General features: G+C 34.6%; 22 protein-coding genes. 7 read left to right on the top strand and 15 right to left on the bottom strand.

The genetic code is table 11. From position 1 onward, the window contains the following. Positions 1 to 81 precede the first annotated feature (81 nt). The 6 genes from CHSO_RS11195 to CHSO_RS11170 all read right to left on the bottom strand — a co-directional run bounded on the left by CHSO_RS11195 (position 82) and on the right by CHSO_RS11170 (position 5,209). The gene (locus CHSO_RS11195; RefSeq protein WP_045495918.1) at positions 82 to 381 is read right to left on the bottom strand and encodes a hypothetical protein; all 300 of its coding nucleotides are present in this window, start codon (positions 379 to 381) and stop codon (positions 82 to 84) included. A 9-nt stretch (positions 382 to 390) separates the two neighbouring features. Next, a complete protein-coding gene (locus CHSO_RS11190) occupies positions 391 to 885 on the bottom strand; it encodes a hypothetical protein (RefSeq protein WP_045495917.1) in 495 nt (164 codons plus the stop codon). Positions 886 to 1,011: 126 nt separating this feature from the next. Next, the gene (locus CHSO_RS11185; protein WP_045495915.1) at positions 1,012 to 1,362 is read right to left on the bottom strand and encodes an immunity 51 family protein; all 351 of its coding nucleotides are present in this window, start codon (positions 1,360 to 1,362) and stop codon (positions 1,012 to 1,014) included. A gap of 521 nt (positions 1,363 to 1,883) precedes the next feature. Beyond that, entirely contained in the window at positions 1,884 to 3,647 is a 1,764-nt protein-coding gene (locus tag CHSO_RS11180; protein WP_045495912.1) for a S41 family peptidase, read from the bottom strand. A 76-nt stretch (positions 3,648 to 3,723) separates the two neighbouring features. Next, the gene (locus CHSO_RS11175) at positions 3,724 to 4,227 is read right to left on the bottom strand and encodes a DinB family protein (protein WP_045502311.1); all 504 of its coding nucleotides are present in this window, start codon (positions 4,225 to 4,227) and stop codon (positions 3,724 to 3,726) included. Between the two features lie 247 nt (positions 4,228 to 4,474). After that, entirely contained in the window at positions 4,475 to 5,209 is a 735-nt protein-coding gene (locus tag CHSO_RS11170; RefSeq protein WP_045495905.1) for a hypothetical protein, read from the bottom strand. A gap of 524 nt (positions 5,210 to 5,733) precedes the next feature. On the opposite strand from CHSO_RS11170, the gene CHSO_RS11165 reads away from it, so the two are divergent. Next, positions 5,734 to 7,098 carry a tetratricopeptide repeat protein gene (locus CHSO_RS11165; protein ID WP_144428903.1) on the top strand — a complete coding sequence of 455 codons (1,365 nt, stop codon included), beginning with the start codon at positions 5,734 to 5,736 and terminating at the stop codon, positions 7,096 to 7,098. Between the two features lie 237 nt (positions 7,099 to 7,335). Here the strand turns inward: CHSO_RS11165 and CHSO_RS11160 are convergent, their stop codons facing one another. Then, complete coding sequence (locus CHSO_RS11160; RefSeq protein ID WP_052480570.1) at positions 7,336 to 7,743, bottom strand: hypothetical protein; 408 nt, start codon at positions 7,741 to 7,743, stop codon at positions 7,336 to 7,338. Between the two features lie 214 nt (positions 7,744 to 7,957). Here CHSO_RS11160 and CHSO_RS11155 point away from each other — a divergent pair, with 214 nt between their 5' ends. From CHSO_RS11155 to CHSO_RS25945, 5 genes are all read left to right on the top strand, one after another. Next, positions 7,958 to 8,293 (top strand): nuclear transport factor 2 family protein, encoded by a 336-nt coding sequence (locus CHSO_RS11155; protein WP_045495904.1) that lies wholly within the window; start codon positions 7,958 to 7,960, stop codon positions 8,291 to 8,293. Between the two features lie 171 nt (positions 8,294 to 8,464). After that, positions 8,465 to 9,205, top strand: a complete 741-nt coding sequence (locus CHSO_RS11150) for a GNAT family N-acetyltransferase (protein WP_045495903.1) — start codon at positions 8,465 to 8,467, stop codon at positions 9,203 to 9,205. A 31-nt stretch (positions 9,206 to 9,236) separates the two neighbouring features. Continuing rightward, positions 9,237 to 9,803: a Crp/Fnr family transcriptional regulator gene (locus CHSO_RS11145; RefSeq protein ID WP_045495902.1), complete on the top strand. Its 567-nt coding sequence runs from the start codon at positions 9,237 to 9,239 to the stop codon at positions 9,801 to 9,803. A gap of 201 nt (positions 9,804 to 10,004) precedes the next feature. Beyond that, complete coding sequence (locus CHSO_RS11140; protein ID WP_045495901.1) at positions 10,005 to 11,084, top strand: DUF418 domain-containing protein; 1,080 nt, start codon at positions 10,005 to 10,007, stop codon at positions 11,082 to 11,084. 264 nt (positions 11,085 to 11,348) lie between these two features. After that, entirely contained in the window at positions 11,349 to 11,489 is a 141-nt protein-coding gene (locus CHSO_RS25945) for a hypothetical protein (RefSeq protein WP_171817638.1), read from the top strand. Between the two features lie 3 nt (positions 11,490 to 11,492). On the opposite strand, the gene CHSO_RS11135 is transcribed toward CHSO_RS25945, so the two are convergent. From CHSO_RS11135 to CHSO_RS11120, 4 genes are all read right to left on the bottom strand, one after another. Beyond that, positions 11,493 to 12,053 carry a DUF6624 domain-containing protein gene (locus CHSO_RS11135; protein ID WP_045495899.1) on the bottom strand — a complete coding sequence of 187 codons (561 nt, stop codon included), beginning with the start codon at positions 12,051 to 12,053 and terminating at the stop codon, positions 11,493 to 11,495. Further along, on the bottom strand, positions 12,053 to 12,478 hold the full coding sequence (locus tag CHSO_RS11130; RefSeq protein ID WP_045495898.1) for a GNAT family N-acetyltransferase: 426 nt from the start codon (positions 12,476 to 12,478) through the stop codon (positions 12,053 to 12,055). Before CHSO_RS11130 ends, CHSO_RS11135 begins: the two co-directional genes overlap by 1 nt. A gap of 81 nt (positions 12,479 to 12,559) precedes the next feature. After that, positions 12,560 to 13,132 (bottom strand): AAA family ATPase, encoded by a 573-nt coding sequence (locus CHSO_RS11125; protein WP_045495897.1) that lies wholly within the window; start codon positions 13,130 to 13,132, stop codon positions 12,560 to 12,562. A 245-nt stretch (positions 13,133 to 13,377) separates the two neighbouring features. Beyond that, on the bottom strand, positions 13,378 to 13,734 hold the full coding sequence (locus CHSO_RS11120) for a winged helix-turn-helix transcriptional regulator (RefSeq protein WP_045495896.1): 357 nt from the start codon (positions 13,732 to 13,734) through the stop codon (positions 13,378 to 13,380). A gap of 104 nt (positions 13,735 to 13,838) precedes the next feature. Here CHSO_RS11120 and CHSO_RS11115 point away from each other — a divergent pair, with 104 nt between their 5' ends. Continuing rightward, on the top strand, positions 13,839 to 14,981 hold the full coding sequence (locus CHSO_RS11115) for an MFS transporter (protein ID WP_045495895.1): 1,143 nt from the start codon (positions 13,839 to 13,841) through the stop codon (positions 14,979 to 14,981). A gap of 223 nt (positions 14,982 to 15,204) precedes the next feature. Here the strand turns inward: CHSO_RS11115 and putP are convergent, their stop codons facing one another. The 4 genes from putP to CHSO_RS11095 all read right to left on the bottom strand — a co-directional run bounded on the left by putP (position 15,205) and on the right by CHSO_RS11095 (position 20,187). After that, positions 15,205 to 16,704, bottom strand: coding sequence for a sodium/proline symporter PutP (gene putP, locus CHSO_RS11110; RefSeq protein WP_045495893.1), 1,500 nt, complete (start codon positions 16,702 to 16,704; stop codon positions 15,205 to 15,207). Positions 16,705 to 16,918: 214 nt separating this feature from the next. Continuing rightward, the gene (locus CHSO_RS11105; RefSeq protein WP_045495891.1) at positions 16,919 to 19,486 is read right to left on the bottom strand and encodes a M1 family metallopeptidase; all 2,568 of its coding nucleotides are present in this window, start codon (positions 19,484 to 19,486) and stop codon (positions 16,919 to 16,921) included. A 47-nt stretch (positions 19,487 to 19,533) separates the two neighbouring features. Further along, a complete protein-coding gene (locus CHSO_RS11100) occupies positions 19,534 to 19,806 on the bottom strand; it encodes a hypothetical protein (protein ID WP_045495886.1) in 273 nt (90 codons plus the stop codon). Positions 19,807 to 19,935: 129 nt separating this feature from the next. Then, positions 19,936 to 20,187 carry a hypothetical protein gene (locus tag CHSO_RS11095; RefSeq protein WP_045495885.1) on the bottom strand — a complete coding sequence of 84 codons (252 nt, stop codon included), beginning with the start codon at positions 20,185 to 20,187 and terminating at the stop codon, positions 19,936 to 19,938. Positions 20,188 to 20,286: the final 99 nt, after the last annotated feature.

Raw genomic sequence — 20,286 nt, 5'->3', positions numbered from 1 at the left:
TTAGACTTATTCTCTCTAAGTCCAATAGGCAGTTCGGTAAGGTTATTAGGATTAATTGTGCTTGTAAAGTTTCCACTTTTATCAGGTTCTTTGAAAGTCCCCCACCGCTTTACCACCTTCTATTACAAAAGGAGCTGTTTCATCTTTATAAATCATATCCTTAGATATGTCTTTAATGTCTTGGGATACTATAAAAAATCCAAGATTTCCTGCTCTGTTATCTCCAATATCAGAATCTGAATAGAACGGAATTTTTTTAATCATAAAAATGTCTTCCATATCTTTTTCTTCAATAAAGAAAACTCCACCATTCTTTTCAAGAATATCTCCCACATACCAGATAAAATCTTTTAAAGACATGACTACATTGATATAGGCCATCTTTAGGTATTAATTAAAATAATACGTTGCCGTAAGATCTCCGTTAAAGTCGGGTTGGATTTCCTGTTTCTTTGTATTGAGCTCAAAAAGTCTTTCGCCATTTTTATGGCCGGCACGTATTTTTAACGAAAACCATCCGTTTTCCAAATTCAGGCGGATACTGTTTTCATCATTAATTGCTGAAATATCTTTTAAATAGCCGATACCCACCACTCTCAGTTCGTTATTGGAGGTTTGGAATATCCAGCCATCAGACTGTGCAGCCACTTCTTCATTACCCAATACCCGATCTTCATTAGCAGAAATGCAGAAAGAATAATAATCTTCTTCTACCCCTATCACAGGAATGGCTATTCCCGATCTTGTTATTACATCTCCATGTTCATTTTCTACAAAATATTTCAGGATATTGTTTCCCGGCAGGTTATGATCCTGCAGATATTTTGCTAAAAGCTCCGGGCTGTATATGACAAAGCCTTTAAGTTCTGAAAATATTTTCTTCATATTATTTTTTATTAGATTGGTTTAAAATATTGCTGGCCGAATCCGGTTATCTTTCTTTTCTATTAAATGCTAAAACCCTCATTCCCCTAAAGGCAGACTTACTAACGTATAACTTATTGTTGAGAATCAATCCAATTCTGCTCTTGAAAACAAATCTGTTATCAGCGTTTCATCTTCACAGGCTTTTTTAAAATCTAGGATAAAATCCTGTAACTTATCTCCTTCCGAAGAATAAACACAAAACATTCCTCCTTCGGGGTCAAATCGTATACTTTCATTAAGATCCGGTCTTTTCTCTGCCAGAAAAACCTGAGCTAAAGAACCCCAGTCGTAGCCGCTTCCCTCAAAACCTTCATCTGCCCTGGCATCAAAGATTTCCTGTTTATAACTTCCTGCATCCAGGCATACCGAAAAGCTGTTAGCATGTTCTACCCAGAAAAAAGGTTTAATTGTTTCTTTAAAATTGTGAATGTCCATATTTTTTTGTTTTTTAGTTCAGTTCTTTTTCGGCACTAACAAATACCTCCTGAAGCAAAAAGCTTCAGAAAATAGTTTAAGATGAATTGATTAATGGATAATTGTAAATTCTAGTAAATACTGGGGATAAGATACTATATGAATAGGTTTTACTCTTCTCCCGCTTAGAATGTTAAGATCCTTTTTTAGTTACTGTCATATTCTATAAATTTTAGTCGTTAATAATACTTTGTAGGATGTGATGGTAAAACAAATATAAAGCGGTTATTTAGATTCAAAAAATTTTAAGGCCTTAATCTGAAAATTTGTAGTAGTTCTACGACTTTTGGGTGATATTTCCCCTATTTTAGATATACAAAAACCAGTAATCAACTATATTTCAAATCAATACAATCGACACTATTCATTTATAAAAAACTTAATTTTAACACTAACCTGGGAAATAATTAACTTTTTTACACTATCCAAATAAAAATGACTGCAAATTAATTCTCTGCAGCCCTTTTATTTTATGGATTATTTTATTTCTGAAGTTCCAGTGCTTTTTTCAGATAAACATCATTCTGATCTAAAAACTCCTGATGGGTTAGCCGTATTTCATAGTGTGGAATAACCCCTTGCCCTTTTTCCTGATCCGGAAGATTTTGAGCATCCTGAATCACATGAACAATTGAAAAACCTGTCTGAATTCCAGTATTAGGAAGCTCATATACTAACGGAAGATGACCGTTATGTTCGTAATATCCCCCAACCGTTTCCTTTCCAATAACAATAGCATTGGTATAGGATTTTATTAAAGAAGCCAAATGAGACGCAGCTGAAGCCACCCGTTGATCTACCAAAAGATAAAGCTGCCCTTTAAATGTTCTTTCATTAGGCAGAATTGAAGGGTTTTTATCATCTGTCCAATAATATTTTCCCTGAACCTCTTTAGGATAAAGTTGTTTCAGGTAAGCATTAATGCCTTGTTTATCCTTCACTCCATTGGAAAGGAAAAGAGGGGTAATCACCAGTTTTTCTTCCATAGGAACCTCATTAAACCAGGTATAAGCATAATGACTGTCACGGAAAGGTCTTTGCGTGAGATAAGTAAAAACTTTTTCATAAAGTGCTCCGGTTCCGCCCGAGTTTCCTCTCAGATCAATAATAAGGTTTGTTATTTTCTCGTGCTCCAGAGTATCCATCATCTGCTCAAGAAAAGTACTGAATTTTTCATACGCCGGATCTTCTTTACCTGTTGCAAAATCAAAGCCTCTTACTGATAAGCGATATACATTCTCATCTTCTTTGGTAAAGCTGTATTTCTCACTCATCAATTTTTTATCTAAGGTAAGCGAATGTCTTGATTCCTGAAGTTTTTTAAAAGCTTCTAATGATATCCCGGGCAAAGTTACCTCATGAATTTGTTCATTCCACTTATACTTGATGCTGTATTGTTTATGGGTACCGAATTCTATATAAAATTTATCCAACATTCCCTTATCAAAGCCTGTTGCTTCCTTATAGGGTATAGAATAACCATCAGAAAAATAGTATTGGGAAAAACGGTTAATCATCTCTCTCGCAGGAATGTTATTAATAGAAATAATTTCGGCAGCAAGTGGAATTTTATTATCTTTTGAATCCTGGAACAAACGGCCATCTATATTTTTAAGAGTGACGGGAAGATATTCAGGTTTTCGTGTCAAATAATAAGATGCGTGGTTAGGAAGGTCCGTATAATTATGACAACTGCCTTCAAAACCTGTAAGCCTAGCGATTACTTTATAGAAATCGAAAATATTTTTACTGTTGGCCGCTTCTTCCTCTGCCTTTTGATATAGACTGTCTATCTGCTTTCTGCTTCTGTAAACATACAATCCCGAATTCGCTCTTTCTCTGATAGAACGGAAAATCCGTAAGTCTTCAACAAACTGAGCTGAAGTAAATTGCCCATTCAGAATAGAAACCGTTTTGGATTCTGTGATGGAAATTTTAGAAGATTTTGTTTTTTCAATATAGGATTTTGCCCAAACCTTCAATTCATATTTTTTCCCTTTTTCAGGAGTATAAAAAAGCCGTTCTATGCTTTTTATCCCTCTGGAATCATCCTGTTCCTTTATCTTTTTCCCCTCTATAAATAAAGCTACTCCAACATTGGCATCACTTGACTGGACTGTTACCCATACCGGTTGTTGAGATTTTAGTGAATACTTCAATGTATCTCCCGGCTTTAACTCAATATCAGTTTGTCCGTATACCGAATTTACCAGTAATAATAAAGGGATAATAAAGGGTTTGGTCATTATTAATTTTTAAATGCCAATATACAAATTAACCTTCATCATTTTAATGACTGTAAATGATTGATTGTACTGAAACTTACAGTTTCACACTCAAATCCTGAACTTCTTCTGCTGAAAAACCAAAAATCTGTGGTGTTTTGACATCTAAAAGATTGAGATAAATATAAAGCTCTGCTCTATGGTGGATCTCATGCTCTACCATCGCTCTAAGCCATTTCCATAGGGAAATTGGATTATTGGCAGGGGTAAGACATTTACGGTTAAGATCTTCATCCGAAAGTCCCTGAATAATTTCCAGCGTTTGGCTATGCTTTTCATTAAAAAAAGCTACGGTATTCTCATATCCATCTGCCAGTTCTTTTCCACATCCCGGATAGGCACTTTCTCTTCCTGAAATGGTTTCACCGTACATATATCTTTCTATAGCCGCAATATGTCTTATCTGATCTCCAATGGTAAATTTTCCAGGCTTATAAGAGAAATCAATATATTCAGGAGGAACAATTTCAATAATTTTATGGGTTCTTGCTCTGATTTTTTCATAATAATCTATGAATGATACTATAGATGTGATTTCCATTTCAAAAAGGTTTTTATCTAGGATTTTCCATATTGTGAATATAAAAAAAATCCCCATATGATAGGGACTTTTACAGTTATAAACTTTTTTAGTTTATACACTTGAAGAGGGAAAGGTTTTAGTTTTTAATATTGTTTGTATTGGACATTGATATACCTAACTGGGCTTATATTAAACAAAATAAAAGGATTATTCTCATCCTCTTATTATTGAAAAATTTGTTCATCATAAGAAAAAGATTCAACTTTTAGTTCATATTGAATACCAGCACTGTCATTTTTGACAATAGAGATTCAGTATCATTATCATAACCAGCAAAGGATGAAGGAATAAAATTAACAATCTGAGCTTTATTGGCATCTGTTGTTTTAGTTGCCCACGCAGTATATTTAACGGTATAAGTTTTTGTGATATCTGAAGTCCCAGTAGAATTGTCGATAATAACCTGCTTTTGAAATGATACTGGAAACGGAGCATTTAGTAAGCGGTCATTGGATATTACTATATCTGAAAAATTAGCATACCCTGAAGTTATTTTAATATTATTTTCATCAAATAATCCAAATATGCCTTGCCCTGTTGCTCCTACACCAGCAGCTGTGCCCGACCGGACGGAACCATTAATGGTAAATAAAAGGATCTTCTTTTCCCCTTTTTTTATAGTATAATTAAAAGTCAGGCCAGGAACAGCTAATGTACTTCCTACATTTATAATAACAGGATTGGTACCCTGCAGATAAAAAATATTACTTAATACTCCTGACACAGACTGGGAAAAGAAACTTCGTGATACAGAGCTTATATTACCCTCATTATCCTTTACCAAAAAATCAATATTATCAGAATTTGTGCTGGAAACATTTCTGATACGCATGTCACCGTTTACATCTAATGTCTTTGTTGGATTAGGTGTATTGATCCCTACTTGTGATAATACTAGTTGTGATATTAAAAAAAACGGGAAAAAAATTTTTCTTTTCATATTTAAATATTTATTGTTTTATGGTGAGAAATTGAATATTCAGGTTGGTTAGTTTATGGTTTTAAGATGAAATATTCTTTGGTGTGAAAAACGTTGTAAAACAATTGAAAATACATAAAAGGTCAAAAAAAATTACCCCCCAACGACTACTCTATTTTTTAAAACAATAACAATCAACAACTTACATATTACACTGAAATTATATAAGTCCTGTAAAAAATGTGATAATAAATATATTAGCGGCCGTTTTGCTGACTAATAGAATTATATTTATTCAAATTGTTATTATTCTTAGTAAAATCCCACAACTAAACAAAAAAAACAAAACATTTTTCACTAAAAAATGATATATTTAATAAATTTTCTTTTATTCAAAAACTATCATAATGAAATTCCGGTCTTTTATTCTTTTATTAATTATCCCTATTTTTTATTTTCCTTCCTCTCAAAAAATCAATAATAATATTGATGTATTGATAAAGTTATCTGATGATTTTAGCTATAGAGAGCCATTAAAATCATACATGTATTCAAAAAGAGCCTGTCTTCTTGCAGATAAATCCGGAACTTCAAAACAAAAAGCTGATGCTTACTATTATATGGCTCGAAACATGATTTTTATGGGTAAATACAAAGAAAGCTACGCCTTTATAAAAAAAGGGAGAAATGAAGAAGCTGTAAGAAACAATTCCTTTTTAATGGCTCTTTTTACTGAACTTACCAGTATTTATTATTCCAGACTTTACATGATCCCGCAGGAAATGAAGGAAAATAAGGCTGCGTTAAAGCTGGTAGACCCTAACAAAAATGCTGAGTCAAAACTTTTTGTCTCAAGAATATATATGTGGATAGCCGATTGTTATACAGAAAATCAAAAATATGATTCTGCACATTTCTATATTAACAAATCTATACAATTGGCTGAAGAAATTCCTGAAAAACAGTATCTCTCATTTAACCGTATGTTTAGAAGAAAGGCTTACAGTTACTTTTATAAAGCTCAGATATACAACAGGGAGCACAAAGAAAAACAGGCTCTTCCATTCATAGAAAAATCTTACATTCAAGCTATTAAAGAAAATCACACCTATATATACCCTATTTTAGAAGCATATGGAGACTATTATTTTTTATCAAAACAATACAAAAATGCTATCAGCTATTATAAAAACGCCATTGAAAATAAAAAAAAGTATCTGTATTCCAGCTCAGATATAAACCTGAAGATTTCTCAGTGTTATAACAAAATAGGAGATATTTCCAATGAGAAAAAATATTTAAAGATATCGTCGGAACAAAGAAGATTTGATGAAAAAGTCACAAGACAAGATATTGTACGAATTGCGGAAGGTCTTTTAAATGAAGAAATAGAAAAAACCAACGCAGCTAGGAACAAAAATATCCTTATTTATACTTCAACCCTATTACTTTCCTTATTACTTTTGGCATACATTATTCATAAATTAAGAAAGAAAAAAAATAAAATCATTGAAAGCAAAAATGATTTGTTAGAAAAGACAAAATATGATCTGACAGTAAAAGAGAAAACCATTACCACATTACAGGAAAAAGTTAATGATTCAGTATCAGAACTCATTCTGATGGTTAAAAACAATTCGCCGGAATTTTGGAATAGATTTCAAATGATTTTTCCTGACTTCACCGGAAAAATGTTAAAAATAAATCCTAAGTTCAGAACTTCTGAACTTGTTCTATCAGCTTATCTCTATCTTGGCTTTACAACAAAAGAAATTTCGCAATACACTTTTAAATCTGTAAAAACCATAGAAAATAACAGATATAATTTCAGAAAAAAAATCAATATTTCTTCAGAAGAAGACCTTTCTCTCTGGATTAAAGAATATATAAAAAATGCGGAAATAAAATAATGTCAATGAAAATCAGTCTGTCTTGAAGCATATAAATACACTTTCATAATTTAACCCGAGTTTGGGATAATAAAATTAAGGATAATAGACTGGAAGCTGGAAGAGAGAGGCTGGAAGTTATTATTGGAGCTACAATTTCTGACGTTGCCGTTTCTTCAAAACCCTTGATTCCTGTAAGGTTAAACAGTTTGGTAATTTTTATATTGCCTCAGGTGGTTTCAAATATTTCGTCTCCTCCTACTGCATCCTCATTGGTGTTGGTATCTTTTCTTTTCTTTTCTTTTTTGTTGAAAAATTGATACTGGTTGTACTGTTCACCAGTGGACCATTATTGGAACTTTCATCGTATCCAATCAGTTCAAAGCCAGAATTCTGATACCTGAATATATACCGCCAATATCTATATCTTCCATGGGCATAGTGAACGATCAAATTTCCTTTTTCAGCCTCTACAAAAAGTTCAGGAGAAAAATAGACACCTCCATCCTCATTCTCAGATGAAAAACAGGTATCATTTTCTGCAGCCAATTGATAACCATTCTGGTTTTTAAAAAGGACTATGATACCACAACAGTTCATATCCAGCCTGCCCTGAGATTCATGGTTTACAATATTGGCTGCTTCTATTTTTTTGATGATGAGCATACAATCTTCCAGTCCATCTTTATTGAGATCACCATAAGATTTTTCAAAAATTTCATAGCCTTTTGGAACAAAATCAGCAATGTCTTCCTTAATTTTGCCAACCTCCCATTGTGATTATGAATGTTGATAAAAATTACAACTACATCCATTTTGTGACGATCGTCACAAAGAAGATTGATACTGATCCGCTAATTTTGCTTGTATAAAAAATATTATGAACACTACAACCCAAAATGTCGCGGAACAGTTTATCCAGTACCTAAATGAAGAAGATTTTGAAAAAGCAGAAAGCTGTCTTGATCCTGAATTTACATTCATAGGTGTACTAGGAACAAGAGAGAAGGCCTCAGTGTATATGAAAGACATGAGGCAGATGAAATTTAAATATCAGATCATAAAAACCTTTACAGCAGGTGAAGATGTTTGTTTCTGGTATATAATTGATATGGGAAACAAAACCATAGAAGCTTCGGGATGGTATCAGATTAGGGATGGAAAGATCCATTCTTTAAAAGTACTATTTGATCCAAGACCACTATTGAACAATTAGTAGTATCTTTAAGGTATCATATCAGAGTTTTTTCAAAAGTAAAGACATTTAATATTTATTTTCGGGGATGGATTGAAAAATAGAAATAACAAAGATCCATTTTAAAATTTTTGAGACAATCTCTTATGCAAATCGTCTATACATGTAAAAAACATCCATTCAACATCCATAATGTACACCAGCAAAATCACATCACCCATTGTTCAGGAATACTGGAAAGATCAGTTTCAGGGCGAAGTTCTCTGTAACAATCCTGCTTTCACTTTATTTCTGAATGAAGATCTGGAGGAAGGCAGCCAGATTATGACTCTGGAATTTCCATCCGGAAACACTTGGGCGATCATCAATTCAAAAGTTGCCCGTTATTTCAAAAATGCCAACCTTACTACACTTGATTTTGAAAAATTTATCAATACTTTAAAGGATAAAGAAATCTCTCTGTATGGAGCAGACTATATTTTTTATTTCCCTGAAGAAGAGAAATCTAAAATTTTAAATCTTAATTCACCGGAAAACATCCGTCCTTTAACGGAAGATGATACTGAGCATTTTTCTATGTTTGAATCTTTGTCTACGGAAGAAGATCTGGATGGTGCTTTTGTAGAACTGGAACATTGGAAGGTATATGGAATCTTCGAGAACAATCAACTGGTTGCCGCAACAAGTATGTATCCTTGGCAGGATACTAAATTATCTGATATAGGCGTCATTACATTAAATCAATTCAGAGGAAAAGGGTATGCTAAACAGGCTGTTCAGGTCATTTCAAAGGCTGCTTTAGAAGATGGCTATGAACCACAATATCGTTGCCAGCTGGATAATACAGCTTCTGTTGCACTGGCAAAGCAACTTCATTTGAGCTTATTTGCAAAATGGAACTTTATTTCACCGGAATCTATTGAAAAATTATAATGGGGAACCCTTTTAAAGATTAAAGTCTATTATGACAGAACATATTGAAAAAATTCAGGCTCTTATTTCCCGATTTGACAAAGAAACTCTTGAAGCTCTTGACAAAATAACCGTTACAAAACAGTTTAAAAAAGGAGAGATCCTGTTACAGCAAGATGAAATATGCAGAAAAAGCCATCTCATTGTTGATGGTGTTGCCCGAAAATTCACTTACGCGGATAAAAAGGAGATCACTACCGAGTTTTTCTTTAAAGATGATATTGCCATTTCCTTTAAGAGCTATATCAGTCAAAAACCCAGCAAAGAGGTTATTGAATGTCTCACTGATGTAACAGTAGAAACTGTAGATTACAAAGCTTTTGAAATCGCAAAGCAAAAGTTCCCTTTATTGATGGAATATGATATTCTTCTGACTGAACTATACATTATCTGGCTGGAGGACAGGCTTTTTAATTTTCATGCCCTGAATGCAACAGAACGATATGAAGATCTTCTGAAAAAATCTCCGGAATATTTTCATCACCTGAAACTTACTTATATTGCTTCTTATCTGGGAATTTCCCTGGAAACACTGAGCAGGATTCGGGCTAAAAAATGAATATGAGGGAAACGGGGCTGGAGTTACTATCAGGTTGGAAATCTCTGTATTTTTTTACATTCATAAAAACGGATACAGATCTCAAGACATCCAAAGTTCCTCTTTTTCATCTTTCCGCTTCCAACCTTCCCCATTTTTTTGACTTTTATCAAAGGAATATCCAATCTTAACCTTGATTTTTGCTGCCAGTTATCATGCAGTATGAAAAAAAGAATTATCGGATTTGATCTTGCCCGGGCGTATGCCATTTTCGGGATGTTTATTGTTAATTTTAATATGGTATTCGGGAATCATGATGATCCATCATTTCTTGGAAAATTTCTGGTACTTTTCAGCGGGCATTCCAGTACGGTATTTGTGATCCTTGCAGGAATGGGAGTTGCCCTCATGACCAATCGGATTCTGGAATATACCCAGGAGGATAGAAGAAGACTTCGCCATACCATCCTTAAAAGAGCGGCTTTCCTTTTTATATTCGGAATATTATTTTGTTTGTGGTGGCCTGCGGATATCCTCCATCTTTATGGCGGTTATATGAGTATTGGGGCATTGCTGGTATTCATGGATAAAAAGTATTATCTGATTGCCGCTGCGATTGTTATTCTGATATTTCATCTTTTGCTTCTGGTGATTCCGTTTGAAACCGGATGGAATCTGGTAACTCTTGAATATTTGGATTTCTGGAAGCTTTCCGGATTTATCAGAAATACCTTTTACAATGGCTGGAATCCTATATTTCCGTGGTTTGCCTATTTTGCAATCGGGCTCTATATGGGAAGGCTTGATTGGACTCTGAAACAGACTCAGCAAAAAACCTTCAGCATTGGTCTTATCTTATATCTTTTTGTTGAAGGAATCCGCTATGGAAGTAATTTCATGAATTTGAATACAGCAACCCGCGAATTCATCTATGCAGACTATATTCCGCCTGTGTTACCTTTTCTCCTGAATACAATAGGGTTTGGGATGATGCTTATTACAGGTTTTATGTTGATCAGTCAATATATTTCTGAAAAAAGCTGGGCGATGGATCTGGCAAGAACAGGACAAATGACTCTTACCCATTATGTATCTCACCTCAGCATTGGTCTTATTGTATTGGCTTTATTCCAAGGGAAAAACTATTCGGAAGTGGTAAGTGGAAAAAACACGTTGGAACCTCTTTATATTTTACTGTATTCCATAGGATTTTTTATACTCAGTATGTATTTCAGTAAAATTTGGGGCAAAAAGTTCAAACAGGGTCCCTTGGAAATGCTGATGCGAAAAATAACAGGTTAAAAATATAAATCATTTAAAATCAATAAAAACAACCCGTTATAAAATACTCTAGTAACTTCCAGTCTCCTGCTGCCAGCTTTCCTCTGTTAAAAATCTTTGATTTGTACCATTTTCATTCTGATTTCTATCAGTAAAGCCTCATAGACCTTCTCTAATTTTGTATCAATAAATTTTATAACAATGACGGAGATAAATCAGAACGTACAGGAAATGATTCATTGAAGCTTTTTCAGTTTTATGCTGAATAAGTGTTATCCAGGCAAAATGATAACGCCTGTAGTGAATCTGTTAAAAGTGAAACTGGAAGACTGGCTAGTGCATTCTACTGCTTTTACACCTGTGCTTATTGGTCTTACCATCACCATAGAGAATGAGGAATACCGGGCACTCAGCTTTAAACGTTGAACCTTACGCCCAGCCCGTTTTCTTTCTCCAGATTAAATATCCTTCATCTTTTCCATCAATATCCGGGATCTCTTCCACATCAGGAATTTGACTAATTTCTTTTTCTGATAATAGAGGTAAATTAACTTCTTCCCGTACCCTATTCAGGTTTTCTTTGTCTTCCACCGGAAAAGGGATTCCGCCAACAATAAGCTGAGTACCATATTTTTGAGGCATGCCCTGAAATACCCTGATCCGATCATAGAGATATGCTCTATTTTTTAGATTAATATCATGACTGTTTTCTGTCATCATCTTGTAACACTCCTTCATAAATTTAGGTTCCCCAATAGAATGCTGAATGATAAGCCATGCAGCATCACTTGCTTTTTGACCGACCTTTGAGATTGTTGGAAATCCTATTTCATTTATGATTTCCCGAAGCCTTTGCGCATTGCTTTTATGAACAGTCTCCATTTCCGGATGATATCCCTGAGATAACTTTCCTTCAGAGAATAGCTTTTCCCTGACTGCAAGATCATATTCTGCAAGATCTATTAATTCTTTTTCAGATGGATCAATCATTACAATTTTTTCAACAGATATTTGGGAGATTCTGTATATCCTTGTCTGTAATAAAACCGATGAGCCTGTTCTCTATGGAAATTGCAATGCAGCTCTATTCTATCACAGTTTCGTTTCCGGGCTACCTGTTCGCAATACTCTTCTAGAATTTTTCCAATTCCCGAACTTCTGTAATTTTCATCAACGGAGAAATAACTAATTCTTGCAAAATCTCCTCGGAGAGCAATTTGTGGAATAATATGAATAGATATAAAACCTACAACATTTCCTTCAGTATCTTCTGCAACAGTGAGGTATTCATCAGGATCCTGTAAAAGGTTTTTCATTTTGAGGGGCAGAAATTCTCCGGTATTAGGATATCCCAACTGATCAAGTAGTTTTACAACTGCTTCCAGATCTTCTTCATTCATTTTTCTCAGATTCATGGTTAAAAAATATCTAAAGTGTATTTAATTATTTAAAGTTACAAAAAATGAGTACTCATAAGTAAAATACACCCAAAAAACTCAATTTTTATGATGCTCTTGAATAATTTCAAGAATAAATCTGATTCGTTTCTCTACTGTTATTCTTGGTATCTCAATGATGTGATAACCATATTCCCGATAAGTCTTATACATACATTCAAAAGTACGTTCAGCGATTTCAAATGTTTGTTTTCTTTCAGGATCGTTTTCATAAATCTCTTTCCAAGGTGGAAGGATGAACACATCTGTATTATACTGTATTTCATGAGCAATTCTATCCATTTCTTTGGCAACAGGAAGCTTTTCCAACTTGAGATAGCCAATAGTGTCTAATATTCCACGATCAAAAAAAACAGGGTCAGTCCCAGAAATTTCGACTATTTTCTGATAACTTTTTACAGAAGCCTCAAACATCAGTTTTGCAAAAAGTTCTTTATCAATCCAGGGCAGTCCATTTCCATTGGAGTTTAGCTGCTCTTTGATAATTTTTCGTCCTTCTTCAGGTACAGTAGTAAATCCGATGGCGCTTAACGCTTCCAGTAAAGTGGTTTTCCCTGCTCCCGGACCTCCGGTAAGGATATAGAGTTTTTGAGAGGTATTATTATTTTTCATTTTCAATTTTTATGAGGGTTAATCAATTCTTTCAGGATGATATTGAGAAAACAGAAAAAAATATTTCTGCTTACAGTGCTAAAACAAGAAAAATACGGGGAATGTAAATCTAGAAATAAATGAATGCCCGAAAACAGGTAGAAAAAACCGGAATATTTCGGAATAAAGCTCCAATTCCATTATAAAATCAATGGAATATCCGTAAAGATAATTTATTTTTATGAAAATGAATAGGGAAACATCTGCTATTCTTTAGGCGGAAAAATAATTCCTTCATCCTGAATCAGATCATATCCATATTTCATGATGGTTTCAATTACCGGAATTGCTTTTTTTCCTTTTTCGGTAAGGCTATATTCAACTTTTGGAGGAACAACAGGATACACCTCACGATGGATCATTTCTTTACTCTCCAGCTCTCTTAGCTGGCTGGTCAGCATTTTGTCTGTGATATGAGGAATATCTTTTTTAAGTTCACTGAAACGAAGTGGTTTTTCCTGCAATCTCCACAAAATAGGCATCTTCCAGGTTCCGCCAATATGGCTTAAAGCAAATTCAATCGGCGTATAATACAATCTTTTATCGTGGAAAAACTGGGGCATAATACTGTTTTTTATTATTACACTTTCAAAAAGGTAAGTATAGAACTAAAAGGTAAGTATATAGTTTTCTGATAGTCTATTCTGCAAATTTGCACAAAAAAATTATGAAATCGAAAAGAAATCTTTATGTGCTTGCGTTAGGTGTATTCGGAATCACAACAACAGAATTTGGAGTGATTGGAGTATTGCCGGAAATTGCATCTACCTTTGGTATTTCCATTGAAAAAGCAGGTTGGCTTCTGAGTGCTTTTGCTTTGATTGTAGCCGTTTTTGGCCCATTTATGCTTGTTGTATTGTCATCATTTAAAAGAAAAAGTCTGCTGGTTTCTTCTCTGCTTATTTTTGCCGTAGCCAATATTCTCTCTGCTTATATTGGAAATTTTTATGTATTACTGGTAGTCAGAATGCTTCCTGCCTTTTTTCATCCTGTTTACTGGTCCATTGCTTTATCTTTTGCTGAAAAAGCTTCCGATCCTTCAGACAAATCAAAAGCAGTAAGTATTATTTTTTCCGGGCTTACGCTGGCTACTGTGTTGGGAGTTCCTTTAGCTACTTTAATGTCTGATCTATTTTACTGGCAGTCTTCTTTTTTATTAACAGCTGGCATTAATATTGTGGCATTCATTGGAGTTCAGCTTTTATTACCAGCCATTGAAAAAGAAATAGAATTTCCAATGGTATTTGATCTCAACATTTTTCAAAATAAAAACTTATGGATTGGTTTATTGATCGCATTCTTCACCATTGCGGCAATGTACTCTACCTACGGTTATATGGCAGAATTCCTGAAAAATGTAACCCATATGAATGGTAAACAAATCACTATCATGCTCTTTATGTTTGGTACGGTTGGGGTTTTGGGAAATAAAATTGCAGGAAAATATATGAGTAGGTTTCCGTTTCAAACCACTTGTATATTTTTGATTTTACTGACTGGCATCCATGTATTGATCTATGGTTATGGCAGTTTTTTTGCACCCATGGTTTGGATCATCGGATTCTGGGGGTTTATTCATTCAGGAGGGTTTCTCATCAGTAATCTCAATGTCACGTCTTCTGTTTCCGGCTCATCAGAGTTCATTAATAGTATCTTTACTTCCTGCGGAAATTTTGCTGTAACCACCGGAACTTTATTCGGCGGATTTTGGATTGCTCATTATGGTATTGAAAATAGTATCGGGGCAAGCATTATCTTTATAACACTCGCTTTGATAATGTTATTTATTAAAGTAAAACTTGTAAAATAAAACAACAGCTAACAGGAGAACAGCTCCTATACTAAGCGATATTTTTTTCATTTTAATATAAGATTATTTAAAGATAATTAAAATCCTCTACAGAAGATCACTTTTGATTTCAAGACCAGAATTACTTCCCTCTTCCAGCCTCCGGCTTCCTGACATTACAAAAAACACAAAACCCTCGCTTATGGGCAAGGGTTTGTTTTTTTATATTAATTAGTCGTTCCTATTATGGTTCCTGCATAATTTTTTTAACTTCATTAAATTCACTTTCAATAACTGTATCAGGTTTGTAGGTCAATAGAGAAATAATGATATTAGTTACTAAAGAAAGGATGAATCCAGGAATAATTTCATACCAGTCTTTCAACGGATGCTGAAGATATACCCATGCCAGGACTGTAATTCCTCCTACTAACATTCCGGCAAAGCCTCCCTGCCATGTTGTTTTCTTCCATAAAAGAGACAACAGGATCAATGGTCCAAATGCGGAACCAAAACCTGCCCAGGCATTTCCTACCAGATTAAGAATACTGTCTTTAGGATCTAATGATAAAAAACCGGCAATAACTGCTACCAATAAAACGGAAAGCCTGCTGGCCACCAAAAGCTGCTTGGGTGTTGCTTTTTTATTCAGGAAAGCTTTATAAATATCTTCTGTTAATGAACTTGAAGTTACCAATAACTGAGAAGAAATGGTACTCATTACTGCTGCCAGAATCGCTGTTAACAGGAATCCTGCAATAAAAGGATGGAATAAAATACGGGAGAAGTAAATGAAAATAGTTTCTGCTTCTGTCTTTGATCCATCGAATTTCATCATGGTTTCTATATCGAATTTCTGCAGATAAGCAATTCCTACCAAACCAATAGCTAAAGCTCCTGCAACAGTGAAGATCATCCATGTAATCCCGATTCTTCTTGCTTTCACCAGATCTTTTGGCTTATCAATAGCCATGAAACGAACCAGAATATGTGGCTGGCCACAGTATCCTAATCCCCACGCCAATAAAGACATAATACTCACGGTAGTGGTTCCTCTGAATAAATCCAGGTATTTGGGATCTTTAGCCTCAATTAATGATAAAGTCTCTCCTACACCTCCAATCTGAATAATGGCCACAATGGGCACTATAACCAATGCCAACACCATAATGGTTCCCTGTACAAAATCCGTAAGACTTACCGCCAGGAATCCACCTAAAAATGTATATAAAACTACTACTAAGCTTGTCAATAGTAACCCTACAGTGTAATCCATTCCGAAAGCTGATTCGAAAAGTTTTCCACCGGATACCATTCCTGCTGATGTGTACAGGGTAAAAAATACCAGAATAAAGATAGAAGAAGTAATCTTCAAAAGGTGGTTTTTATTTTTAAACCTGTTTTCAAAAAATACAGGTAAGGTGATGGCGTTTTGAGCCACTTCGGTATAAATCCTGAGCCTTGGTGCCACAATAATGTAATTGAGAAATGCTCCAAGTGTTAGCCCTATCGCAATCCATGAGCTGGAAATACCTGAAAGATACATGGCTCCCGGAACTCCCATCAACAGCCAGCCACTCATATCTGCAGCTCCTGCGGATAATGCTGTAACAGCAGCACCCATTTTTCTTCCTCCAATTAAAAACTCTTCTGAGTTGTTGGTTGATTTTCTATAAGAATATATGCCTATACCTATCATTAATAACAGATACAACCCCACAGAAATCCCTTCATATACTTGCATATCATATTTTTTATGAAGCCGAAGATAGCCATTTTCTGAGAAACAGACAGGCTGCTAGCTGGTAATAATGTTATCAATTTGTTTTCAATTTTTTAATTATGCTTTTATGAAAATCGGTTTTCCTTATTCCGCACAATCACATCCAACTGAGAGAGTCCGCAACATAAACATTTTCAAAAATTTCATCTTGTTTTCTCTTAATAAATACTTCTAATTACTTTACCAGCTTCTGTGCTCTTCTCAAATTATCTGTAGCCTGTAGAATTTTATTTTTCAAAATAACATTATAATCAGGATTTTTCAAAAGAAACTGATTAACAACCTCAAGTGCTTTTGGATTCTGATAGCTGCTGAACGTAGAACGAAGCCAGTTATCCGGGAAAAATATATCTCCGGTTTTCTGAATTTCCTGTAAAATATCTAAGGACTTAGAAAGGTAATGGATAGAAGTCTGTTGTCTTAGCGGATGATGCAGATACCCCAATGCTGAACCCACTGCAGATTCATTGGCTCTGTTTTGTTTTTGTATAAGCCCGTTGAAGAAATCATCACGCACCTTCTGATCTGATGAAGCAGCCTGCATGATAATCTTAAATCGATTGATCCTATCCTGGTTTTTAATTCTCGTTAGCTGTTCCTGCAACAGCTCATTATTATTTGAATTTCTTAATGACAACGCAAGAGCAAGATTGGTGAAGTCTTCATCATTAAGCGATACTCCTTGTGGTGGCATCTGAGACTTCCAGATCGTGTACAGATTATCATACGCTTGTTGAGACTGGAAAATATTCTGGTAACCATCAAATATAATCTTTTTGTTATTTTTTGCCGTCTGCACCTGTAATGCTTCCCATAGCCGGTCTTCCAGATTTCCGGATTCCTTCAGTCTGGCATTTTCAGGTAAAAAATTCCAATAAATAGAGGAAATATAACCTGTAATCAAACGAAGATTCAGTTCTGTAGTTTCTTTAGGCAACTGTTCTGTAAAGAAGCTCAATACTTCCTGCGTTTCAACTTCTGAACTGTTCAACATATTTTCATATAGCGAAATATAGGCGCTGGCACGGTTGATAGGGTCTTTCATCAAAGCAAAGTTTGACATGACTGTTCTGTCTGTTTTAAATACTCCATATCCTATTCCGGATGAATTTTGTAAGACAAACAGAGGTTTTGCTTTTCCTTTTAATTCTGAAATTTCCTGTTGCTTACCATCCAGTTTCACCTTTACTTTTTCAATTTTATCGGTATAAAAAAGGCTGATTTCAAATTCCTGTGGCCACAGTTTTTGTTCTTTTCCATATTCCGGCTTTTGAACAATGATAAATCGTTCTATTTTGTCACCTTTATATTTTACATCGTAATCAATAGTAGGTCTCCCGGGGTCATTCACCCATACTTTATTCCAGCTTTGCAGATCTTTTGGAGTATGTTTATCAAGGATGGCAATAAGATCCGGCCAACTTGCATTATTATATTCATACTTTGTGAGGTATTCACTTACTCCTTTTTGGAAATCCTCCTCTCCGATCAATAATTCCAGCTGCCGCATCATAATCGGAGCTTTGTTATAAATAATTGGGCCGTACATCATTCCTGCATTCTGCAGATTATCCAAAATCTGACGGATAGGATTTGCTCCTAATGTACGATCTACAGAATAAGCCGCCGGAAAATGGGTGGTTAAAAACTTCAGATCGTATACCCTTTTATCCGAGGATGCTCCGGTACTTTTATCTGCCATAAAATTGGCAAAAACTTCTTTCATCCAAACATCATTAAACCAATCCATTGTTACCAGATCTCCAAACCAAAGATGAGCTACTTCATGGGCAATTAAATTGGACCGGTTATTCAGCTGGTTCTGTGTCGCGTTTTTATCTAAAAACAAGGTAGAATTTTGAAATAATATAGTACCAGGATGTTCCATTCCTCCGAATTGGAAATCCGGAATAGCCGCCATTCCGTGCTTTTGGAAAGGATGTTTGATACCTGTCCATTGTTCATAATAATCAAGAGAATTACGATACAGCGTGAAGATAGAGTCCATGCTGTTCTTAATTTTTGCAGTATCGGTTTCACGGTATAGGATTCTGGTATCCTGCTGACTGATTTTCTCCGTATGATTTTTAAAATCTCCGGCAGCAAAAGAAAACAGATAGGTAGGAAGCAGATCTGACTGATTGAATTTCAATGTCTTTTGTCCTTGTTCTACAGTGGTATCATTCAGTTTCCCGTTGGATATTGCACTCCATTTTTCAGGAATGGTAAGAGTCAGGGAATAATGAGCCTTCAGATTAGGCTGATCGAAACATGGAAACATGGTTCTGGCACGATCCGGCACAAATAAGGCATACAGGTAACCGTCACGTCTGTTCAATGCACCGTTTCCTGCTAAAAAAATAAAATTAATCTGATTGGATCCTGATTTTAGGTATTGGGCATCAATAACCACATGTTCATTTTCCAAAATCGGTTTTATCACCTGACCGTTCACTGATACGGATAAAAGTGATGAAGGATCTTCTTTAAAATCGATCAGCAATGGAGATTCGCGTTGTTTTTTATATTGAAAACGAAGAACTTCAGTTCCGGAAATCCTTTCCGACTTATTTTCAGGAATTTTCAGACTGAGTTCATATTTAATCTCACTTAATGTACTTTTTCTAAACTGAGCCAGTTCATACGAAACCCCAGATTCAATCTTGGGCAAGGATTTCATTTGTGCATGGTAACCCGTATTGAAAACAACTAAAAATAATGCTAACAGACGTACTTTTTTCATACATCAAATATAAGAATTGGGATTGTGATGCAAAACATTGTATTCGGCTATATCTGTTGACCATTTTCAAAATGCAAATGCTCCATTGATGCACTTGTAAATCTTTGAATAAATTTTGCCCCTTTCTGATGCTCATTTTTAGCTGTAAAAAAATCTTTTTTTATGGCCCAGTCATAAAGTCCTTCATCTAAAGGATATTTGTTTAATATTCCGCTTAAAGAATATTTTTCGATCCATTGTTTTGCATTTTCTATCGTCGTAAAAACACCGGATGGAAACTGAGCTTCATTTCCAATAAATATATATACTCCTTCTTGCATTATTATTTTTTTCTTAAAACTACTAAGAAAAGTAGCTGCTATCCAATACTTCTGCATGATTTGAGTTTCAATCTAGTCCCTTTCCATCGGTTTATCTTTATAATCAGAAAGCTTTTGTTATTCTTTGATTCAAAAATCACTTCTTATCTTTCTAAATACCACATATAAAAAAGTCAATACCACAGCACCTACTATGATAATGAACCACCAATAAGGGAGTACCCAAAATAGAAAATATTTCAGAGAATTAATTCCATAAGATAAAATAGTATGAGAAGGGTAAACCTGCTGGAAGGCACTGTCTGTAAGCCCAAGTACATAGACTAATACAGACAGCAGTATTATGTTGAAAATAAAAGGCTTTATTATATTTTTTCTCATTATTCAATTGTATTTCAAATTAGTCAAGTTATAATTTAAGATCAATATTTCATAAATTCTACAAAATTTAGAATTTCTTTTACTCCTCTTTTATTATTG

The sequence above is a fragment of the Chryseobacterium sp. StRB126 genome (assembly GCF_000829375.1).
GTDB lineage: Bacteria > Bacteroidota > Bacteroidia > Flavobacteriales > Weeksellaceae > Chryseobacterium.
This window is presented reverse-complemented; position numbering and strand designations above follow the sequence as displayed.